Raw genomic sequence first — 21,362 nt, 5'->3', positions numbered from 1 at the left:
ATATATTTTTATTATCTCATTATATTATACCATCTATGTTTTTGTAAAATTATTCATATTTTTAAACTTGGCTTTGTTTTAAAATAGTGTTGAAATTATCATAACATAATAGGATGTCCATTTGGACATCCTATTTGAATCGCAATATATTAATATTGTTTCAGAATACTATTTTGGATAAAACATTAATATGAATGCTTTAGCTATAGTATCTGTTTTATTAAAATAATAGTGTGATTTATTCGCTATAAAATGTATTACCTCTCCTTCATTAACAATAAATTCTTCACCGTTTAAATTTAATGTTAATGTTCCAGATGTTATTAGTGCATATTCTTCTACATCTTCATAGTGAGCTGATTCTTCCGTTTTAGATTTTGGAAGATATTCGTTAAAATAAATTTCAAGGTTTTTATCATTATCAAAATTTACTAATGGATAACAATAATAACCATTTTCTCCAATAGCTTGTTTTTCAGAAAATTTATATATTTTTGCAGTATGACTATTTTCTTCTTTTAAGAAATAATTTAAAGGTATTTTTAAGCTATTTGCTATATTCCATAAAACAGTTATTGATGGATTTCTAATACCTCTTTCAATTTCACTAATCATACTTTTACTTACATTAGAATTAGTAGATAGTTCCTCTATTGTTAACCCTCTATTTTTTCTAATACTTTTTAAATTTTTTCCAATGTTGATATTAATATCTCTCATAAATTAATTTCTTTCCTTTTTAGTTTATTAATACTTGACATAATTATTTTCTAAATTTATAATACTATTAATTTTATATACCGAAATTTCTATCGATATATCGAATTGTTGGTATTATTTCCCTATAACTTATCTGTTTATAAGTATAATTATATTACTTTTTTTTTAGTATTTAAATTAAAATTTTATTTATTAGTAGATATTATTTGTTATAGGTTCAAATTATATAAGTAATAAAATATACAATTTAATGGAGGAATACTCGATGAAAAAAATACTATTTGTTACAGATTTATATTATGAAGCAAAAGGAAGACTTTATTATGAAGAAGATTTATTTCTTACTTCAGAATTAAGAAAAGATTTTAATTTAGTTATCTGTAATCCTAAGGATATGAATAGTTTTACAGATGATTTTGATTTAACTATATTTAGAAATGCTGGTCCAGTAGCTAATTTTAAAGATGAGTATGAGCTATTTAGAAATAATGTGAAATTAAAAAATTTAAAAACATATAATTCTTTTAATGGCAAAGGAGATATGAATGGAAAAGATTATTTAATTGAATTAACAAAGAAAAATTTTGATGTTATAAAGACTATTGATACTATAAATGATTTTTCTAAACTTCCAGAGGTTGAAACATATGTTATAAAACCAAAAGATGGTGCTGATTCTATAGGTATGGAGTTTTTATCTAAAGAAGTTCTTTTAAGAAGAGTAGATAAAAATGATAAAAATACTTTAATTCAACCACTTATAAACTTTGAGTATGAAGTATCATTTTATTTTATAGATAAAGAGTTCCAATATGCCCTTTATGCTCCTGATAAAAATAGAAGATGGGAACTTAAAGAATACAAAGCAACTAAAGAAGATTTAGATTTTGCAAATAGTTTTATCGAGTGGAATAATATAAATCATGGAATCCAAAGAGTTGATGCTTGTAGAGATAATAATGGTAAACTTTTATTAGTTGAATTAGAGGACTTAAACCCTTATCTATCACTTTTAGATATTTCACCTAAGCTTAGAGATAAATTTGTAAAAAAATTAAAATTATCTCTACAAAAATTACTTGATAAAATTTAGTAGATAGCTATATAAAATGGATAGATACATTCATTTTGTATAGCTATCTATTTTATTAGTAATTTGATACGTCAAAATTGTTAATCAATATAAGCATGAATTTACATCTGAGTATATAATGATTATTATCCTGATTATACATTTCTAATGTAGAATCCAAAATCATATTTGTACATATAAAAATTTTAAATATTTTTATCAAAAATATCTTGTAACAGAAAAACTATAAGAAGTCATATGTAGCTTCGTCAATACACCCACCATAATTTTCACTTCTTTTTTCTAACCCCCTATTCGCATTAAAATACAATTGTTCATCAATCATTATATTTATTGTACACTAAAAATAGTAAAATTAAAACAAATTTTACCTTTATACATATATTGGTCTTCTAATCTTAAAATCCTTTATTAAAGATACAGAATGTGTTGAATTAGCATGAATAAAGAACTTTTTAGGTTTATTCCTTTCCATTTCTATTTTAAATAATTGGGTCCATTTATACCAAAATAGGTAGTTTGTTAGGAACTTGGTTGAAACACCATTAAACTTTCTTATCCATCTTTTTAAGCTACTATGAAAAGCATTGACTCTTTGAATATTATAAATATCCACAGTTTTTCTCTCGCCCCTAATTTGATGTAATTCAAAATTATGTTGAGCCGCAAATGGGATATAACTCCTATGTTTATCAGTACATAAAATAGAATTTTCTTCAACAACCTCTGATAAAGCCCTATTTATATCAGTATAGTTAGGTCTGCCATCACATATTAAACCAGTATATATATTTCCTAATCTATCTACACCACATAATACACATGCAAATTCCTTTGATATACCTCTTGTATTTCTTTATTACCACGCTTTCTTGATTCCCTTGGCATAGTAAAATTAGAACTTTTGCTATGATTCCCTTTATAGCTAAGGGCAAAGTATGTCTCATCGAGTTCAATAACACCCTCAAGAGAGCCGTAGCCAATAAATTTTCTAATAGCGTCTATAATTTTATGTCTCCAAAAGAAAGCTGTTGCAATATTAATCTCAACAATTTCGGCACATTGCCTAATAGTGTTACCATTTATCATACATTGAGCATATAGTAGCCATTTATCTAATCCCTTTTTACTACTTGAAACTGGGGATTTAGAAAAATCATTGAAAGTTTTTTTGCACTCTGGATTTTGGCATTTATACCTTTATTTAACGCCATTCTTACCATGATATTTTCCATACTTAGATATTTTATCATGATTGCAAAAAGGACAGCACTTCCCCTTGTTAAATCTATTTTCAGCGATTTCTTCATCTATAGAGTTAGTTATTCCATTTGACATCAATACAGTCTTTAAAAAATCAAATACCTTCTCTTGCTCATATGTATTTAATTGTGAAACTTGCTGAATAACATTATTAACTCTTGGCATAAAAAACCTCCTAAATAGTAGTTATATTATATATTATAACCATATTTATAGAGGTTAATCAAATTTCAACAGTTTATTAAAACAAAGCCTTAAACTTAAAAAAATTAATTTTATATGTCAAGCGATTGACATATTATTAAATAATATCTATACTCTAGTTATAGAAAACAATTTGGAGGTAATAATGTTTAATTTTAGTAATACTATACAATTCCAAGATAAAATAAATGACGTATTTACAATTGGGGAAATTTTAGTAGATATGATTTCTGATGATTATGATACTAATTTCAACTCCAATAAATATTCAAGATTTTTCGGTGGTTCACCGGCTAATATAACTATGAATATAAAAAGACTTGGCGGTAATCCTATTATAACAGCTTGCGTTGGAAATGACGGATTAGGTAAGTTTTTAATTAATCACTTAAAAAACAATAACATTGACACAAAATTAATTAACTCAGTAAATCATTCTACAAGTATGGTACTTGTAACTAAGAGCAAAGAAACTCCACTACCAATTTTCTATCGTAGTGCAGATTACAACTTAGAATATAATTCAGACATAGATTCAACATTAAAAAATAGTAAAATAGTTCATTTTTCTTGTTGGCCTATTTCTCAATCAAAATCAAGAAAAATGATTGAAATAGTTATTGAAGAAGCTAGAAAAAATAATGTTCTTATAGGATTTGATCCAAATTATCACGAAATGATTTGGGAAGAAGGACATGATGGAATAGAATATATAAAAAATCTTATAGGTAAAATAGATATTATAAAGCCTTCTGAAGTTGATGCTGAAAGAATTTTTGGACCGGATACTCCTGAAAATCATGTAAACAAATTTATAGAGTGTGGTGCAAAGCTTGTAATAATGACCTTAGGTAAATATGGTGCAATAGTTTCTGACGGAACTAAAACTATCAAATTCAATACTTTAGCTACTGAAGTTATTGATACAACTGGTGCTGGAGATGCTTTCTGGGGTGGATTCTACACAGCTATAACTAGCAATTACACTTTAAAAGAAGCTTTAAACATAGGTTTTGCAGCAAGTGCCTTCAAACTTAAACATGTAGGAGCAATTGCTAAATTGCCTTCAATAGAAGAATTAAAAACAATTTATAATATATAATTAATTAAGAGGAGATATAAAAATGGCAGTTAAAAATAAAGTTCAACTTATAACTTATCCTGATTCTCTTGGTGGAGATTTAAAAACATTAAATAATGTTCTTACAAAATATTTTCCAAAAACATTTAAAGGTGGTATTCATATACTTCCTCCATTCCCATCATCAGGAGATAGAGGATTCGCGCCACTAACTTACTTAGAAATAGAACCTCAATTTGGTACTTGGGAAGATATTCGTAAATTAGCTGAAAACTATGATATCCTTCTTGATCTAATGGTTAATCATATTTCTAAAAACTCTGTATTTTTCCAAGACTTCTTAAAGAATGGGAGAGATTCAAAATATGCAAATTTATTTATAACATTAGATAAAATATGGTCCGATGGCAAACCAGTTCAGGAAGATATAAATAAAATGTTCTTACGTAGACAAGTTCCTTATTCAACATTTAATATAAAAGGTGAAGAAGTTTCTGTTTGGACTACTTTTGGTAAAGAAACACCTTCAGAACAAATTGATTTAGACATAAATTCTGAAGCTGTACGAGCCTTATTAAAGGAATTCTTTGAAAACTTCCACAAAAACAATGTTAAAATTGTAAGACTTGATGCTGTTGGATATGTAATAAAGAAACTTGGAACTAGTTGTTTCTTCGTTGAACCTGAAATATATAAGTTCTTAGACTGGGTATCTGATTTAGCTAAATCTTTAGATATTGATCTATTACCTGAAGTTCATTCCCACTATACTACTCAATATAAGTTAGCTAAATACGGTAACTATATATACGACTTTATATTACCATATACTATACTTAGCACATTAGTTAACAAATCAAGTTCATCACTTATTGACTATTTAAAAAACAGACCAACTAATCAATTTACAATGTTAGATTGCCATGATGGTATTCCTGTAAAACCTGATCTTGATGATTTAGTATCTACAGCTGATGCTAGAAAGATTGTTGATCATTGCTTAAATCATGGTGCAAATTTAAGCTTAGTTCATTCTGATACTCATAAGAGTCCAGATGGATTTGATGTTCATCAAATAAGATGTTCTTACTATTCAGTTTTAGGATGCAATGATGATGCATACTTAAGCGCAAGAGCAATTCAATTCTTTGCCCCTGGTATTCCACAAGTTTATTATGTTGGGTTATTAGCTGGCGAAAATGATGTTGAAAATGTTACTCGTACTGGAGAAGGTCGTGAAATTAATAGACATAACTTTACTTTAGAAGAAATTGATAAAGCATATAGTCAAGAGGTAGTTCAAAGATTACTTAAGCTAATTGACTTTAGAAATGATTATCCTGCATTTGATGGAGACTTCACTGTTGAGCCTTCAAGTGATACTGAAATCATCCTAACATGGAAAAAAGATAATAAATATTGTACTTTAAATGTTGATTTAACTACTAGCAAATCTATAATTAAATATATAAATGATGATGGTATTGTTGAAAGATACACTATTTAATGATATTGTATTTTAACTTAATAATAATAGATAATTCTATTCATTCTCTTAAGTTTAAATATATAAATAATGAACGATACATCATAGCACACTTAAAACTACCCCTGGTAAATCCACCTGGGGTAGTTTTTTATATTAAAATACTCCATAGATAATTTTATTTATTCACTGTACTCTCTCTAATAATTAACTTAATTGATAATATAGTTTTTTCATTTACCTCTATATTATTATACTTAGCATCAATTAATTCAATTGAAAGCCTTGCCATTTCTTTGATTGGCTGATGTACAGTAGTTATCCTCGGTGTTGTTAATTGTGATATATCAACATCATCAAAGCCAACTAATTTAATATCTTCCGGTATCCTAATTTTTATTTCATTACAAACTTGAATAACCTGTGCAGCTATTAAATCACTACTTGCAAATATTCCATCAACACCTTCTATTTCATTTAGTGCTGCTTTTATATAATCGTAATAATTCATTTGATTATATGTATCTATATCATATTTCTTTATAAAATACTCAATCTCATTTTTACTACATACATCTATAAAAGCTTTTTCTCTATTATCAGCAGGCATTTCTTCATCTATTACTCCACTAAGGTGTAATATTTTTTTGCATCCACATTCTATTAAATGCTCTGTTGCAAGCTTTCCACCTTGATAATTATCACATTGAATTCCAAGCTTACCTTCTTCAAAATTTTTCTCTAATAATACTACTGGAATACCTCCTGTATTAATCTTATTAGATTCAACATTTCCACTACATATAATTATCCCTGCAACTCTATTACTTTTACACATATCTAAATATTGCTTTTCTTTTTCAGCTTTTTCTTTACTATTACATAATATTATCTTGTAATCTTTTTTAGCTGCTTCATTTTCTAAATTACTTATTAATTTGGCAAAGTATGGGTGAGATATATGAGGTACTATAACTCCAATTGTATTACTTTTTTGTTTTGTTAAGGAACGTGCTATTTCATTAGGCTGATATCCCAGTTCATCCATAACTTCATGAACCCTTTTCTTTGTTTTTTCACTAATATATCCTCTATTATTAATAACACGTGATACAGTGGTTGGAGTAACACCTGCTAACCTTGCAACATCTACTATCGTAGCCATCTATTTATTCACCCATCTCATTAAAATATTATTTATAAATCATTTATTAAATCAACTTTAAGTATATCATATTTATATACCATATATTAATAGTAAGCAAATATATTATTTATCATATCAACATAAATTACTAAAAAAAATTAACTGTATTGAAACTATTTGTAATTTCTTTATTTCAATACAGTTCATATATCTTTTTATACCTTATAAATTTTTTATCGAATCTGATATTACATAAGCTAAATCTTCAGTCTGAGGAACAAATCCTAACTTATCATTGAACTACCTCGGGTACAAGCCCACGAGGATTCTTTTAGCGTAGTCTGATATTTAAGTTTCCACTTGAATTAACAAGCCACCCTTATACGCTTGGGAGAGCCCAATTTCCCATTATCCCTCTTTAAGTTAATTAAGTCGGGAATACATTTTTCTGATTTTCTAAGTATGTTTAGACTTCCATTTATATCTGAATTTATAAGTCCATAACCACTTAGAAATAATCCTCTAACTATTCTTCTTGATTTGTTATAGTTCTTTTTTGTAATAGCTTCTAAGTCTAAAGCGCTACATCCACTTGTATAGCTTTCTTCTTGGAATTTAACTTCTATGCCTTGCAGTTTAGCTTTGTAGCTTATTAGCTCTACTAAACGTTGTATAGGCACTTGAACAAAGTTCTTATTATAGTTCATATTTTGCTTTATTCCTTTAAGTTTTCCTATTACTATTTTGCCTACATTATTTTCAATAGACTTGTCTATAATAGATTTAGAAACTTTGTGCATATAGTCATTTATATAGTTATTTCTATATCGTCTAATTTTATTAATTCTTTTAGTATTTTTAAACTTATCTGAACCACATTTAAACATTTCTATTGATTGTAAATGAGCTATTTTTTTATTAGTATAAGAATTAACTGATTTTAGCTTTTTACCACAAAAGATATATTGATTCAAACCATCTTTAAATGTTAATGTGGCTATATTATCAAGTCCTAAGTCTATGCTTCCAACATTAGTTTTATTATTTTCTAATTCCTCTTTTTTGTAAATTACAATTATATACCAACATTTTTGAACTTTATCATAGTTAAATCTTGCTTGTTGTAAGCTATTCCAATCTATAATGCTTTGTAGTTTTTTAGAAACTTCAAAATTAAGACTTTCCACATTAAATAGCGACTTTATAGCTTTTGATAATGATAGCTTTAATAATCCATTATCATATCTTATAGCAAGATTAGTAAATATAATTTCATTCTTATTTTTATCAGTATTTTTAAATTTTGGAGGTCTTGGCTTTGCTTTATATTTAGTTGGATTTATTCCAAAGTCTTTAACACTTGCAAAATAAGACTTCCAATTTTGTTCTAATACTTTAAACATTTGCTGTCTTGTATGGCTATGAAGAAAATCACAATGCCAATTTGACTTGTATTCTTTCTCTATATCGTAATAAGTTTTTACACCATTTTCTCTTAAATCATAGTTAATAATATTATATAACTTAGTTGTATGATAAGATAATTCCTCTACTATTTCTAATTGTTTTTTACTAATACTTGGTTTGAATTTAAAACTTAACTTCATTTTTCCACCTCCTTACATATTTATCTATGTATTTATTATAACTCTACATCGATATATGGTCAACTATGTGTTATAATATGATTAAAAATATTGTGAGGTGAACAAAATGGCAAGAAAGAATGTCAACACAACATTAGATGAAGAACTATACAAAAGCATTAGAATATTAGCACTCCAAAAAGGAGTTAATGCTAATGATTTAATCGAAGAAGGAATGAAACTTATCATTGAAAGAGAAGATAAGAAAAACTAAACATAGTGTATATAACATCAATTATCATATTGTATTTTGTCCAAAATACAGACATCATATATTTAAAGATGAATTAGAATATGAGATTTTGAAATTATTTAAAGTTATCTCATATAATTATGGTTTTTAAGTTTTAGAGCAAGAAATTATGCCTGACCACATTCATCTTTTTATATCTGCTCCACCAACTATTGTACCAACAGAACTAGTTAAAATCATTAAAAGTGTTAGTTCTAACGAAATGTTTAAAGCATTTCTAAGTTTAAAGCATTTCTAAGTTTAAAGCATTTCCAAGTTTAAAGCATTTCCAAGTTTAAAGAAAAATAAGTTTTGGGGTAGTAGATTATGGAGCAAAGGATATTATATCGGTACTGCTGGGGCAGTTAGTTCGGAGATAATTAAAAAAATATATACAAGACCAAAAATTAAAGTAATGGGCTTACAGCCTCGGGCATGAAGCCACGAGGTTTTACGCCCTAAATCTATAAAAACGGACCATGAAGGTCCAGTGTACTCCATTATCTAACTTCATTTAAGAATTTTTCAATTCTTTTTAAAGCTTCTATTATATTTTCCATAGAAGATGCATAACATGCTCTAATAAATCCCTCTCCACATTCACCAAATGCATTTCCTGGAACAGCTAATACCTTTTCCTTTAATAATAGCTTTTCACAAAACTCATCTGATGTCATTCCTGTAGACTTAATACATGGGAATACATAAAATGCACCAAGTGGTTCAAAACAATCTAATCCAAGTTTTCTAAATCCATTAACAAGAACTCTTCTTCTTCTATTGTATTCCTTAACCATCTTAGTAACACTTTCATCACCATTCTTTAATGCTTCAATTGCTGCAAATTGTGCTGTTGTTGGAGAACACATTATTGCATATTGATGAATTTTCTTCATAGCATCTAAAAGAATGTGATGTCCACATACATATCCCAGTCTCCATCCTGTCATAGCATAAGATTTTGAAAATCCATTTATAACAAGTGTTTTATCCTTAATTTCTGGGAAACTTGCTATAGATACATGTGGCTTATCATAAGATAATTCTGCATAAATTTCATCAGAAATAACTATTACATTCTTATCTTTTAATACCTCCACTAACGGAGCTAATTCTTCTCTTGTCATTATTGCTCCTGTTGGATTATTTGGGAATGGAATTATAACTACCTTTGTTTTTTCAGTAATTGCCTCTTCTAATTCTTGTGCTGTTAACTTAAAGTCATTTTCTGCTTTAAGATTTATTATCTTTGCAGTTGCTCCAGTAAATGCAGTACACCCTTTATATGCAACAAAGCTTGGTTCTGGAATAATTACTTCATCTCCAGGTCCTGTTAATGCTCTTAATGCAATATCAATACCTTCACTACCACCAACAGTAACTAAAATCTCATCCTTTGGATTATACTTTAAATCAAACTTTCTATATAAATACTTTGAAATTTCCTCTCTAAGCTCTATAAATCCAGCATTAGACGAATAATGTGTATCTCCTTGTTCTAGTGAATATATTCCTGCTTCTCTTACATTCCATGGAGTAACAAAATCTGGCTCCCCTACTCCTAATGATATTACATCATCCATTTCATTAACTATATCGAAGTACTTTCTTATTCCTGATGGAGGCATTTCCCTTACTTCTTTTCTTATCATATTTTCTAGTATCATATAAATATTACCTCCCTATTAGAAACTTTCTTTTCTTTAAATACAGTTCCGTGTTCCTTATATTTCTTTAATACAAAATGAGTTGCTGTTCCTATTACATTGTCTTGTACTGCTAATTTTTCTGATACAAACATTGCAACTTCCCTCATAGTTTTTCCTTCTACTATAACTGTTAAATCAAATCCACCTGAAGACATTAAATAACATGCCTTTACTTGATCGAATTTATATATTCTCTCAGCTACTTTATCAAATCCTTCTCCTCTTTGTGGTGTTATTTTTACTTCAATAAGAGCAGTAACGGTTTCTTTTCCAGTATTTTCCCAATTGATTAATGTTGTATAACCTGCAATTATATTTTTTTCTTCATAATCTCTAATTGCTTCTCTAACTTCTTCTACTGTTTTACCAGCCATAACAGCTATTTGCTCGTCTGTATACCTGCTATTTCCCTCTAAAATTTCTAAAATTTCTTCCATAAATAAACCTCCCTATATATAGTGACAAGTGTCAAGTGACAAATTATAAGTTATAAGTGGCATGTTAAGGATACAACTCTATTTAAATATTAATTAAAATATACTTTTCTAAATTTAATTTTACTGAATTATATATTAACTACTCACTAAAAACTATAAATTAGTTAATAATTTATAGTTAGTAATTTAGTGTTTAGAAAAAATTTCAGGTTAGACTTAATTTTAAAAATTCCACCCCCAACTACTAACTACAAACTAAAAAAAGCTTCTCCCTCTATAAAAAAGGGACGAAGCTTTAAATTTTCGCGGTACCACCCTCATAAGTAAATTTCTTTACTCACTCAGTAAAAATATAAACATAAAACTATTTATATTTTATTCCTTATAACGTTAGGATATACGACTTTGCTTATATTAAGAAAAATCTTAGTTCTCAGCAAGTGATTCAAAGGCTGCTTCTTTTAAGTATTATTACTAAGTTCCATCTACCCTTAGCTCTCTGAAAATAATAACTAAAAATACTATTCCTTATCATTATCTTTTTTTATTATTTAATTTATCTTTTTATTATATATTATTTAAATATATTTTAAATTAATTATAGCATTTACTTCAATAACTAGCAATAACATACTTTGTTTTAGATTATGATTCTTTATAATAATTTACTCCTTGATATTCTAAACTTTTTTCTTGTTTTTCTAATCTCACCTTATACTCTTCCCAACTTCTATCTTCTTTATCCGTCCATCCAATTTCAGCATATCCAAGCAATCTAGGGTAAATCATATAATCCATTTGTTCTTGTGTTGATATTGTTTCAGTCCATAATGGTGCTTCTAATCCTAAAGCTAAGTTTTTAGGTGCATAATCCGTTATATCCCATTTATATGCATCTTCAATTGGAATATATCCTGCCCAATCAAGTCCATATGGTGTTAAATCATTGTATTTCATATCTAAATAAGTTTTACCTGCAATTGATACAATTATTTTCATATTTTTTTTCCTTGCTTCATTATTAGAATCTTTCCAATTTTGTAATACTACACTTGAATTAATTTCTGGTGATGTATCAATTGGATCCCATCCTATTGGTATTTTCCCATATTTTTTAGCTATTTTAGCAACCCTTCCTACAAAATAATCATAATCCTCCTTATTAGTACTAAGTGCTTCATCACCACCTATTTGAATATATTTAGATGGAGACATTTGTACAACTTCCTTTATAACCTCTTCAATAAATTCATAAGTTTTTTCATTATCAGTCATTAATGAACTAAATCCTACTTGTGTTCCTGTATATAGTGCCTTTTTCTTTCCATTTGGATTTAAAAATCCATATGATGCCAATGCTGCATTTGTATGACCTGGCATATCAAATTCAGGAACTATTTCAACATATCTTTGCATTGCATAACTTACTATATCCTTAAATTGTTCTTGTGTATAATAACCTCCTGGTCCTCCTCCAACTTCTGTACTGCCCCCTATAAGAGTTAATTCTGGATACTTTTTAATTTCTAATCTCCAACCTTGATCATCACTTAAATGTAAATGAACTCTATTTATTTTATATTCTGCAGCTAAGTCTATTTGCCTTTTAATTTCATCAACATTAAAAAAATGTCTTGCTACATCAATCATTAATCCTCTATAACTATAAGCTGGTTTATCATTTATTATTGATGCTGGAACTGACCATTCAATATTATTAACTACATTATCACTATATATTTCTTTAGGAAACATCTGTCTTAATGTTTGAATTGCCCTTGATATTCCTTCTGGTTTATATGCAGTTATTTTAATTATTTTAGGAGTTGTTAATAATGTATATCCTTCAATTCCTTGTTTAGGATTTGCATTAATTGTAGTTAATAAAATACTTCCTTCTTTAGGCTTATCTCCCTTCAATATATTAAAATCAAATCCAGTTGATGCGCTTAACTTTTCTTTTAAAAATTCTGCTATCCATCTTATTTGTTCTGTTTCCTCGTCAGTAATTCCTTTTATATAAATTGAACTATCTTTATTTAAAACAAACTTTCCTTTATTTATTTCAATACTTGTTGGCTTTGGAACAATACTAATTTTGTCATTATTTCCTTTTGATATAAATGTTTCTGCTGCTAAATATTTTTTGTTATATAAATTTTCTTCTATTTTTACTATGCTAAAAGTAGAAACTGTTATGACTACTATAAGAAATATTGCAATATAAAAATTTGGTACTTTATTTCTTTTCATCCCTTGTTCACATCCTTAAAATTATAATTTTATTTAACTTTATTGGATTTTATAAGTTTTATTATTTACCATTTTTTTATTATTAATTCCTATACAACATAAAAAATACTGCTAACATTTAAACATTAGCAGTATTTGTTTTATAAAAGGTTTTAGCAAATTCTAAATTATTATATTCATTTCTTTTTATATATTGAATAGAACCATTATCTGCTACTATTTTATCTGTTTTATGGTTAAATGTAACTTTTGGTTTACCAGAACTTATAGGAGCTATCTGTATAATTACTACTGTTATAACTTTATCTATTTCAAATGAAAAATAACTTAAATAAAATTTTAGGAATAATTGAATATATGAATTATTCCTAAAATATATTTAAATCTTTATTTCTACTTATTTATCATTTAAATCCTTATCTAATTCTTTAATTTCATTCATTGCTTCTTCATATTTATCAGTCTTAGCATTTGGGTTTCTACGCAATATATTTATAGAATTTATATACACCTTATTTTCAGTATTTTTAATTCTGCCTTCATGCTTTTTTAATTTATTAATATATTCTTTAAATTCTCTTCTTAAACTTTCATTTTCCTCTACACCTTTATATGATAAATTTTCAAGCTTATCAATATATGCACCTAACTTATCTGATAACTGTCTTATTCTGCTCTCTGTTATAGATAAATTTTTTCTTAATACTGCCTCTAAATGCTGAGCCTTGCTTTGTTTCTTAATATTCTTATTTCCTTGAGTTACATCAAGCTTATTAATTAACCTTTCTTGTAATCCCTTTACATCATTATTAATAAAAGCTTCTGCAACTTCAATTCTCTTTTTAATTACTTTTATTGTTTCATTTCTTTCTGTGATTCTAATTAATATATTTTTTAAATTAATAGCTACATTAAATGATTGAACTCCATCAATTGTAATAAAAATAGTCATTAAATACGCTATTCCTTCAGATATTTCATTTGGTATCATTATAATTAAATTAGCTACCTTTGGATTTACTACTTCTACAAGAATAATAGAAAATACTCCCCATGCTAATGAAGATAATAAACATATATGTCCATTAATATTAAATGGTTTATTGCTATAATCCCAATATCTTACATGAAATATACTTTCCATTAATTCTCCAGTAATATATTCTAATACAGTTGTAGCAATCATTCCTATAATAAATACTAAAAATATGTTTTCCTTAACTGTTATTGTTGATATTAATACTACTATTGCACCAGAACCATAAATAGGTAATAATGGTCCTTTTAAAAATCCTCTATTAATCCACTTATGTTTTAATGCAGAAACATAGCATGATTCCCAAACCCATCCTGCAAAACAATATAAATAAAACAATAAAAGCCATTGATGTATTGTATACATAAGTTACCCCCCTTTAAATTATTCCCCATTATATATTACCACATTTTTCCATATAGTTCTTTAAATTTATTTTTAATAAAAATACCTGAATAATAAATTTAATATTTAAACTTATCATTCAGGCACTCATTAATTAATATAATTTTAAGTATATAAAATTGATTTATCTTTATAAAGGATTAAGTAAAAATTTAATTAAATCTATACATTACTGCTTCATATGGTCTTAATTTTAATTTTTCAATCATTTTACTTGAATCATTATAATTACTTAATAATACTTTTGAATAGTTAAAATCTCCATCAAATTTAAATTCAACATCCTTATCATAGAAATTACAAACAACCAAAATCTTATCTCCATTTAATTCTCTAACATATGCAAATATATTTTCATCATCTTCACATAATAATTTATAATCACCATAAATTATAGTATCATTATTTTTTCTTATATCTATTAACTTTTTATAATGATTAAAAATTGAGTTTTCATCTTGTAAACATTGTTTAGCATTTATTTTATCATAGTTTTTATTAACAGCTAACCAAGGAGTTCCAGTAGTAAAGCCTGCATTTTCTGAATCATCCCATTGCATTGGAGTTCTTGCATTATCCCTTCCCTTTGCATAAATAGATTCCATTATTTCATTATGACTATATCCCTTTGAAAGCCTATCCTTATACATATTTAAAGATTCAATATCATTATAATCATTTATATCATCAAACCTTACATTAGTCATTCCTAATTCCTCACCTTGATAAATATACGGTGTACCTTTCATTCCATGAAGAAGAGTTGCAAGCATTTTAGCACTTTCAATTCTATATTCTTTATCATTTCCCCATCTTGAAACTATTCTTGGTAAGTCATGGTTGTTCCAAAAAAGGCTATTCCATCCTTGCCCTTCAAGTTCTGTTTGCCACTTAGATAAAACTTTCTTTAAATCAAGTAATTCTAACGATTTTACATCCCACTTTTCTTTTCCTTCAATTTGATCTAATCCTATATGTTCAAATTGGAATACCATACTTAATTCTTTTCTTCCTGGATTTGAATAAAGCTTAGCTACATCTGGAGTTGCTCCCCAAGTTTCCCCTACTGTTAATAAGTCTTTCCCCTCTAATGCAGCCTTATTCATTTCCTGTAAATATTCATGTAATTTAGGTCCATTTCCTGTTATCATTTCATCTGGAACTTTACCAATTAAATCAATAACATCCATTCTAAATCCACCAATACCTTTATCTACCCAGAAATTCATCATTTTATAAACTTCATTTCTTACTTTTTCATTTTCCCAGTTTAAATCTGGTTGCTTCTTACTGAATAAATGTAAATAGTATTGACCTGTTGTTTCATCATATTGCCATGCACTTCCACTAAAACAAGATCCTAATTCATTTGGCTCATGTCCTTCTACTTTATCTCTCCATATATAATAATCTCTATATTCATTATCTTTAGATTTTTTTGCTTCAATAAACCATTTATGCTCATCTGAAGTATGGTTAACAACTAAATCCATAAGAATCTTAATTCCTCTTTCATTAGCTTCCTTTAAAAGATTATCCATATCTTCCATTGTTCCAAATTCATCCATTATATCACAATAATCACTTATATCATAACCATTATCATCATTTGGAGATTTATAAACTGGGCTAAGCCAAATAACATCTATTCCAAGTTCCTTTAAATAGTCTAATTTTTCTCTTATTCCGTTAATATCACCTATTCCATCACCATTACTATCCTTAAAGCTTCTTGGGTATATTTGATATACTACTGAACTATGCCACCATTGTCTTTCCATATTTGTTCCCTCCACATTATAAAAACTCAATTTATCTTTTATTATAATTAATGATTTATACTGTGATTATACATAATAATTTTATTAATTTACTTGCAAAATATAGGCTTTTTTTAACACAATAATGCTATTTTTTATTTTATTTTTTTAAATAATGTTAATGCCCCTTAATAATATCCATTATATAGCTTTTACCAATAATAATAATGTTCCAACTACAATTAGAATTAAACCTAGCAATGATTTTTTTGATAACTTTTCCTTTAAAAATATATAAGCAAATAATACAGTTACTAAAATACTAAGCTTATCTATAGGAACTACTATAGAAGCTAGTCCATCTTGTAAAGCCTTATAATAACAAAGCCATGATGCTCCAGTTGCTACTCCTGATAAAATTAAAAATATTAAACTTCTTTTATCTATCTTCTTAATATCTCTTTGCTTTTTAGTAGCAAAAACTATAATCCATGCCATTACAAGTACAACTATTGTTCTAATTGCTGTTCCTAAGTTTGATTCAACATTTTCTATACCAACTTTACCTAATATAGATGTCAATGAGGCAAATAAAGCTGATAATAAAGCATATATTAACCATGCTTTTCTCTTAACTATCTTTTCTGACTTTTCCTTTTTTTGAATCATTAAATATGTTCCAATAGCTATACCTATCATTCCAATTACCATGTTTATAGTTATCTTTTCATTTAAGAAAATAAAAGCTAAAATCATAGTTAATATTGTACTACTTTTATCAATAGGTACTACCTTATTTACATCACCTAATTGCAATGCTTTAAAATAACATAACCAAGATCCTCCTGTTGATAAACCAGATAAAATTAAGAATAAAAAAGTTTTTCCATCAATATTTACTATTGTACTTTGTGAACCAATTATAAACACCATTATCCACGAAAAAATTAATACTATAATAGTTCTTATAGCTGTTCCTACATGAGAATCTACATCTTTAACACCTATCTTAGCTAAAATTGATGTAACTCCTGCAAAAAATGCAGAAGCAAATGCAAATAATACCCACATATTTAAAAACTCCTCCCTAAAATAATTGTATATAAAATTATTATATCATGTAAATTAAACCTTAAATTAAAAAATGAGGCAAATAAATGAGGGCACTGAAAAACTTAATGTTTTTCAAATGCGGTTATCCACAAAGTAAAAAATAGTTAATGAAGCTGAAGCTTTTAGTTTCATTAACTATTTTTATTTAGTTATTTATATAATAACTAGGATATTTCTATCCTAATATCTTCAATATTCTTTTAATATTTTTAAAATTTCTTTTTTATTATTTATAACTCTTGGAATCTTAATTTGACTCTTTGAAACGCCTTTTGATATTAAATATTTATTTATATAATTAAATGTATTTTTACTTACAATGCTAATACTTACACAAGATAATCTATTATTTTTTCTAAACCTTTTATAAATTTAAAGTATATTTATTAAATTTCCTTTCCAACCTCCCTCCTGTTGAAATCATAGCTTTATACATTATTTTACTTATTATACTCAAAAAAATAATACACTTCCTATATATTTTTGTCGTAAATAATATATAAAAGTGTCCTCACTGTTGATTATTTATTTTATTTCTTATGCTGAACTTTTTCTCCTATTGATGTTAATATACTTGCTAATACTATTGAAATAAAAGATGCAATTAAAACCGAAATTTTTGCCACACTTAGTTCAACTTCTGCTCCAAAAAAGGCTATTTCTGCAACGAATAATGACATTGTAAATCCAATTCCTGCAAGAATAGATACCTCTAATACATCATACCAAGATGCATTTTCTGGTTTTTGTGTTATTCCTACTAATACTCCTAAATATCCAAAAAGCATTATTCCCAATGGTTTTCCTATAACTAATCCTAATATTATTCCTAACATTAATGGATAATCATTTGCTAAATTTAGATTTCCACTTAAACTTATTCCTGTATTTACAAATGCAAATAATGGTAATATTATAAAATTTGAAAATAACTCTAATTTATGTTGAATCTTATAACTTAAATCTTTATCTCTATTTTTATCATCTAATACTGGTATGCTAAAAGCTAATAATACCCCACTTAATGTAGAATGTATTCCACTATAAAATACAGCTATCCATAAAGCTAATCCCAATATTATATATGGATATAATTTATTCTTTTTATTAAAAAACTTAATAGAAAATAAAATTATCGTTAAAACTATAGAAATAATTATTCCTATAATTCTAATATTTGATGAATAAAATACACCTATTATAATTATTGATAGTAAATCATCTACTACTGCTAACGTAAGTAAAAATAATTTTAATGAAGAATTCATTCTACTTTCAAGAATTGAAAAAATTCCTATTGCAAAAGCTATGTCAGTAGATAATGGTACTCCTGCACCTATTTCAAAACCACTATTATAATTAAATAATGTAAATATTAACGCTGGAGCAACCATTCCTCCTATAGCAGCTAATACTGGAAATGACGCTTGTTTTATACTTGATAACTTTCCATATACAAGCTCACGTTTAATTTCACATCCTACAAGTAAGAAAAAAATAGCCATTAAAAAATCATTTACAAATAAATGTAAATTAAATTCTTCTCCTATTTTTAACTCAAATAAGATATAATTATAAAACTTTTCTAATTCTGTATTTGCTAATATTAGAGCTAATATCGTAGCTCCTAATAACAGCATTCCTGGAAATGCTTCTGAACTTACTATACTACCTTTACTATTACTTTTATTATTTGTCATAACATTCCTCCTGTTATCAACCTCATCATTTGTACAGTAATAGTATTATACAAATAGCCCTATTTTATTAATTATACTTTTATAGAAAAAAGCAGTGGAATTACTAACCACCGCTTTTTTCTATATATTCAATATATTGTTTTTATTCTACTACTTTTTTCTTTAATAATGCTAACATTATCATTCCTACTAAAGAACCAATAACAACAGCACCTAAGAATCCAAGTGGATTTCCTATTACAGGTAATACGAATATTCCACCATGAGGAGCTCTTAATTCACAATTAAATAACATTGTAAGTGCTCCAGCTGTTGCAGAACCTATTACACATGAAGGTATAACTCTTAATGGATCTGCTGCTGCAAAAGGAATAGCTCCTTCTGTTATAAATGATAATCCCATAATGTAATTTGTAAGAGCTGATTGTCTTTCTCTCTTAGTAAATTTATTTTTAAAGAATGTTGAAGCTAAAGCTATTGCAAGTGGTGGAACCATACCACCAGCCATAACAGCTGCCATTACTTCATAGTTACCAGATGCAAGTGATGCAGTACCAAATACATATGCAGCCTTATTGAAAGGACCACCCATATCAATTGACATCATACCTGCAACAATAATTCCTAATAATACCTTACTTGTTCCACCCATTGAGTTAAGGAAATTTGTAATTGCTTCATTTATTCCACCAAAGAATGGATTTACAAATATCATTATTAAACCAATTAATCCAATACCAAAGAAAGGATATAATAATGTTGGTTTTAATCCATCTAATGATTGAGGTAATTTATCAAATATCTTCTTTAATCCTAATACTAAATAACCACCTAAGAATCCAGCAAATAATGCTCCTAAGAATCCTCCACTAACTACTGATACTGAAGAATCAAATGCACTTGCATATGTTGTACCTAAATTAGCTAACATACCACCAACAAAACCAACAGCAAGACCTGGTCTATCTGCAATACTCATTGAAATATATCCTGCAAGTACAGGTAACATAAATCCAAATGAAGTTTCACCTATAGTTTTTATTAATGCAGCCATTGGCGTATTTTTACCAAAATTAGCTGGATTAATATTATAATCATCTATTAAGAATGCTAAAGCAATTAATATACCTCCACCTATAACAAATGGTAACATATGAGATACACCATTCATTAAGTGTTTATATAATTGTCTTCCAAAGCTTTCTCCTTCTTCTGATGAAGCTCCTTCACTATCACTTCCACCTGCATGATGATAAATTGGTGCATCACCACTAGTAGCTCTATTTAATAATTCTTCTGTTTTATGAATTCCATTTGCAACCTTAGTTTGAATAACTTTCTTTCCTTCAAATCTAGCCATTTCAACTTTTTTATCAGCTGCAACTATTATACATTCAGCATTGGCTATTTCTTCATCTGTTAAAACATTTTTAGCTCCACCAGAACCATTAGTTTCAACCTTAATTGAAATTCCCATGTCTTTAGCCTTATTTTCTAAAGCTTCTGCTGCCATAAATGTATGTGCAATTCCTGTAGGACATGCTGTAACTGCTAATACTCTATATCCATTAGATTGTGCTTTTTGAGCTTCTTCTTTATCACTTTCAGCTTTTAATTTATCATTTTCTTTAGAATCAATAAGTGATAAGAATTCATCAACACTCTTAGCATTTATTAATTGCTCTTTAAATTCTGGATCCATTAGCATCATTGATAATCTTGCTAATACATCTAAGTGAAGGTTATTTTCTCCTTCTGGAGCTGCAATCATAAAGAATAATTTTGCTGGTTCTCCATCTAAAGAATCATAATCAATACCATCAGCAAGTATCATTGCACTAAGTCCTGCTTCTTTAACTGCAGTTGTTTTAGCATGAGGTATTGCTATGTTATCACCTATTCCTGTAGTACTTAAGCTTTCTCTTGCTAATACAGCTTCTTTATAAGCTTCTTTATCGTTTAATCTTCCTGTATCATTCATTAAATCAACAAGTTTATTAATAGCTTCTTCCTTTGTTTTAACATTTGGATTAAGAGATATACCATTCTTTTTTAGTAAGTCTGTAATCTTCACTTT

General features: G+C 27.3%; 16 protein-coding genes, 2 pseudogenes and 1 other annotated feature. Of the genes and pseudogenes, 5 read left to right on the top strand and 13 right to left on the bottom strand.

Annotated elements, in window-relative coordinates:
* Nucleotides 1-168: 168 nt before the first annotated feature.
* A complete protein-coding gene (locus ACUN06_RS03105) occupies nt 169-720 on the bottom strand; it encodes a helix-turn-helix domain-containing protein (RefSeq protein ID WP_449390083.1) in 552 nt (183 codons plus the stop codon).
* Nucleotides 721-985: 265 nt separating this feature from the next.
* Here ACUN06_RS03105 and ACUN06_RS03100 point away from each other — a divergent pair, with 265 nt between their 5' ends.
* Complete coding sequence (locus tag ACUN06_RS03100) at nt 986-1,813, top strand: hypothetical protein (RefSeq protein WP_294153541.1); 828 nt, start codon at nt 986-988, stop codon at nt 1,811-1,813.
* Nucleotides 1,814-2,186: 373 nt separating this feature from the next.
* Here the strand turns inward: ACUN06_RS03100 and ACUN06_RS03095 are convergent.
* Nucleotides 2,187-3,241, bottom strand: a pseudogene (locus tag ACUN06_RS03095) (IS1595 family transposase).
* A 184-nt stretch (nt 3,242-3,425) separates the two neighbouring features.
* On the opposite strand from ACUN06_RS03095, the gene ACUN06_RS03090 reads away from it, so the two are divergent.
* Nucleotides 3,426-4,382, top strand: a complete 957-nt coding sequence (locus ACUN06_RS03090; RefSeq protein ID WP_449390082.1) for a carbohydrate kinase family protein — start codon at nt 3,426-3,428, stop codon at nt 4,380-4,382.
* 22 nt (nt 4,383-4,404) lie between these two features.
* Nucleotides 4,405-5,868 carry a sucrose phosphorylase gene (gtfA, locus tag ACUN06_RS03085; protein ID WP_294399417.1) on the top strand — a complete coding sequence of 488 codons (1,464 nt, stop codon included), beginning with the start codon at nt 4,405-4,407 and terminating at the stop codon, nt 5,866-5,868.
* Nucleotides 5,869-6,025: 157 nt separating this feature from the next.
* On the opposite strand, the gene ACUN06_RS03080 is transcribed toward gtfA, so the two are convergent.
* Nucleotides 6,026-7,012 (bottom strand): LacI family DNA-binding transcriptional regulator, encoded by a 987-nt coding sequence (locus ACUN06_RS03080; protein WP_294382127.1) that lies wholly within the window; start codon nt 7,010-7,012, stop codon nt 6,026-6,028.
* Nucleotides 7,013-7,359: 347 nt separating this feature from the next.
* Nucleotides 7,360-8,601, bottom strand: coding sequence for an RNA-guided endonuclease InsQ/TnpB family protein (locus ACUN06_RS03075; protein WP_449390081.1), 1,242 nt, complete (start codon nt 8,599-8,601; stop codon nt 7,360-7,362).
* 106 nt (nt 8,602-8,707) lie between these two features.
* On the opposite strand from ACUN06_RS03075, the gene ACUN06_RS03070 reads away from it, so the two are divergent.
* The gene (locus ACUN06_RS03070) at nt 8,708-8,854 is read left to right on the top strand and encodes a hypothetical protein (RefSeq protein ID WP_449390080.1); all 147 of its coding nucleotides are present in this window, start codon (nt 8,708-8,710) and stop codon (nt 8,852-8,854) included.
* Nucleotides 8,829-9,288 (top strand): annotated as a pseudogene (gene tnpA, locus ACUN06_RS03065) (IS200/IS605 family transposase). Before ACUN06_RS03070 ends, tnpA begins: the two are co-directional and overlap by 26 nt.
* Nucleotides 9,289-9,372: 84 nt before the next feature.
* Here the strand turns inward: tnpA and ACUN06_RS03060 are convergent.
* The 9 genes from ACUN06_RS03060 to ACUN06_RS03020 all read right to left on the bottom strand — a co-directional run bounded on the left by ACUN06_RS03060 (nt 9,373) and on the right by ACUN06_RS03020 (nt 21,359).
* On the bottom strand, nt 9,373-10,539 hold the full coding sequence (locus ACUN06_RS03060) for an aminotransferase class I/II-fold pyridoxal phosphate-dependent enzyme (protein WP_302541646.1): 1,167 nt from the start codon (nt 10,537-10,539) through the stop codon (nt 9,373-9,375).
* Nucleotides 10,536-11,018 carry an Lrp/AsnC family transcriptional regulator gene (locus ACUN06_RS03055; RefSeq protein ID WP_291735257.1) on the bottom strand — a complete coding sequence of 161 codons (483 nt, stop codon included), beginning with the start codon at nt 11,016-11,018 and terminating at the stop codon, nt 10,536-10,538. Before ACUN06_RS03055 ends, ACUN06_RS03060 begins: the two co-directional genes overlap by 4 nt.
* 280 nt (nt 11,019-11,298) lie before the next feature.
* Nucleotides 11,299-11,562, bottom strand: a binding site (T-box leader).
* A 101-nt stretch (nt 11,563-11,663) separates the two neighbouring features.
* Complete coding sequence (locus tag ACUN06_RS03050; RefSeq protein WP_331891285.1) at nt 11,664-13,271, bottom strand: family 20 glycosylhydrolase; 1,608 nt, start codon at nt 13,269-13,271, stop codon at nt 11,664-11,666.
* A 397-nt stretch (nt 13,272-13,668) separates the two neighbouring features.
* Entirely contained in the window at nt 13,669-14,673 is a 1,005-nt protein-coding gene (locus ACUN06_RS03045) for a putative ABC transporter permease (RefSeq protein ID WP_449390079.1), read from the bottom strand.
* A gap of 191 nt (nt 14,674-14,864) precedes the next feature.
* Nucleotides 14,865-16,493: a glycoside hydrolase family 13 protein gene (locus ACUN06_RS03040; RefSeq protein ID WP_449390078.1), complete on the bottom strand. Its 1,629-nt coding sequence runs from the start codon at nt 16,491-16,493 to the stop codon at nt 14,865-14,867.
* A gap of 180 nt (nt 16,494-16,673) precedes the next feature.
* Entirely contained in the window at nt 16,674-17,543 is an 870-nt protein-coding gene (locus ACUN06_RS03035; protein ID WP_294368453.1) for an EamA family transporter, read from the bottom strand.
* A 231-nt stretch (nt 17,544-17,774) separates the two neighbouring features.
* Complete coding sequence (locus ACUN06_RS03030) at nt 17,775-17,957, bottom strand: GH3 family domain-containing protein (RefSeq protein WP_291732654.1); 183 nt, start codon at nt 17,955-17,957, stop codon at nt 17,775-17,777.
* Nucleotides 17,958-18,115: 158 nt separating this feature from the next.
* Nucleotides 18,116-19,285, bottom strand: a complete 1,170-nt coding sequence (gene nhaA, locus ACUN06_RS03025) for a Na+/H+ antiporter NhaA (RefSeq protein ID WP_449390077.1) — start codon at nt 19,283-19,285, stop codon at nt 18,116-18,118.
* Nucleotides 19,286-19,427: 142 nt separating this feature from the next.
* On the bottom strand, nt 19,428-21,359 hold the full coding sequence (locus tag ACUN06_RS03020) for a PTS fructose transporter subunit IIABC (RefSeq protein ID WP_291732617.1): 1,932 nt from the start codon (nt 21,357-21,359) through the stop codon (nt 19,428-19,430).
* Nucleotides 21,360-21,362 lie beyond the last annotated feature (3 nt).

Source organism: Clostridium sp. ETTB3 (assembly GCF_053571985.1).
Note: the sequence above shows the minus strand (reverse complement) of the source record. Positions and strands in the feature narration are given on the sequence as shown.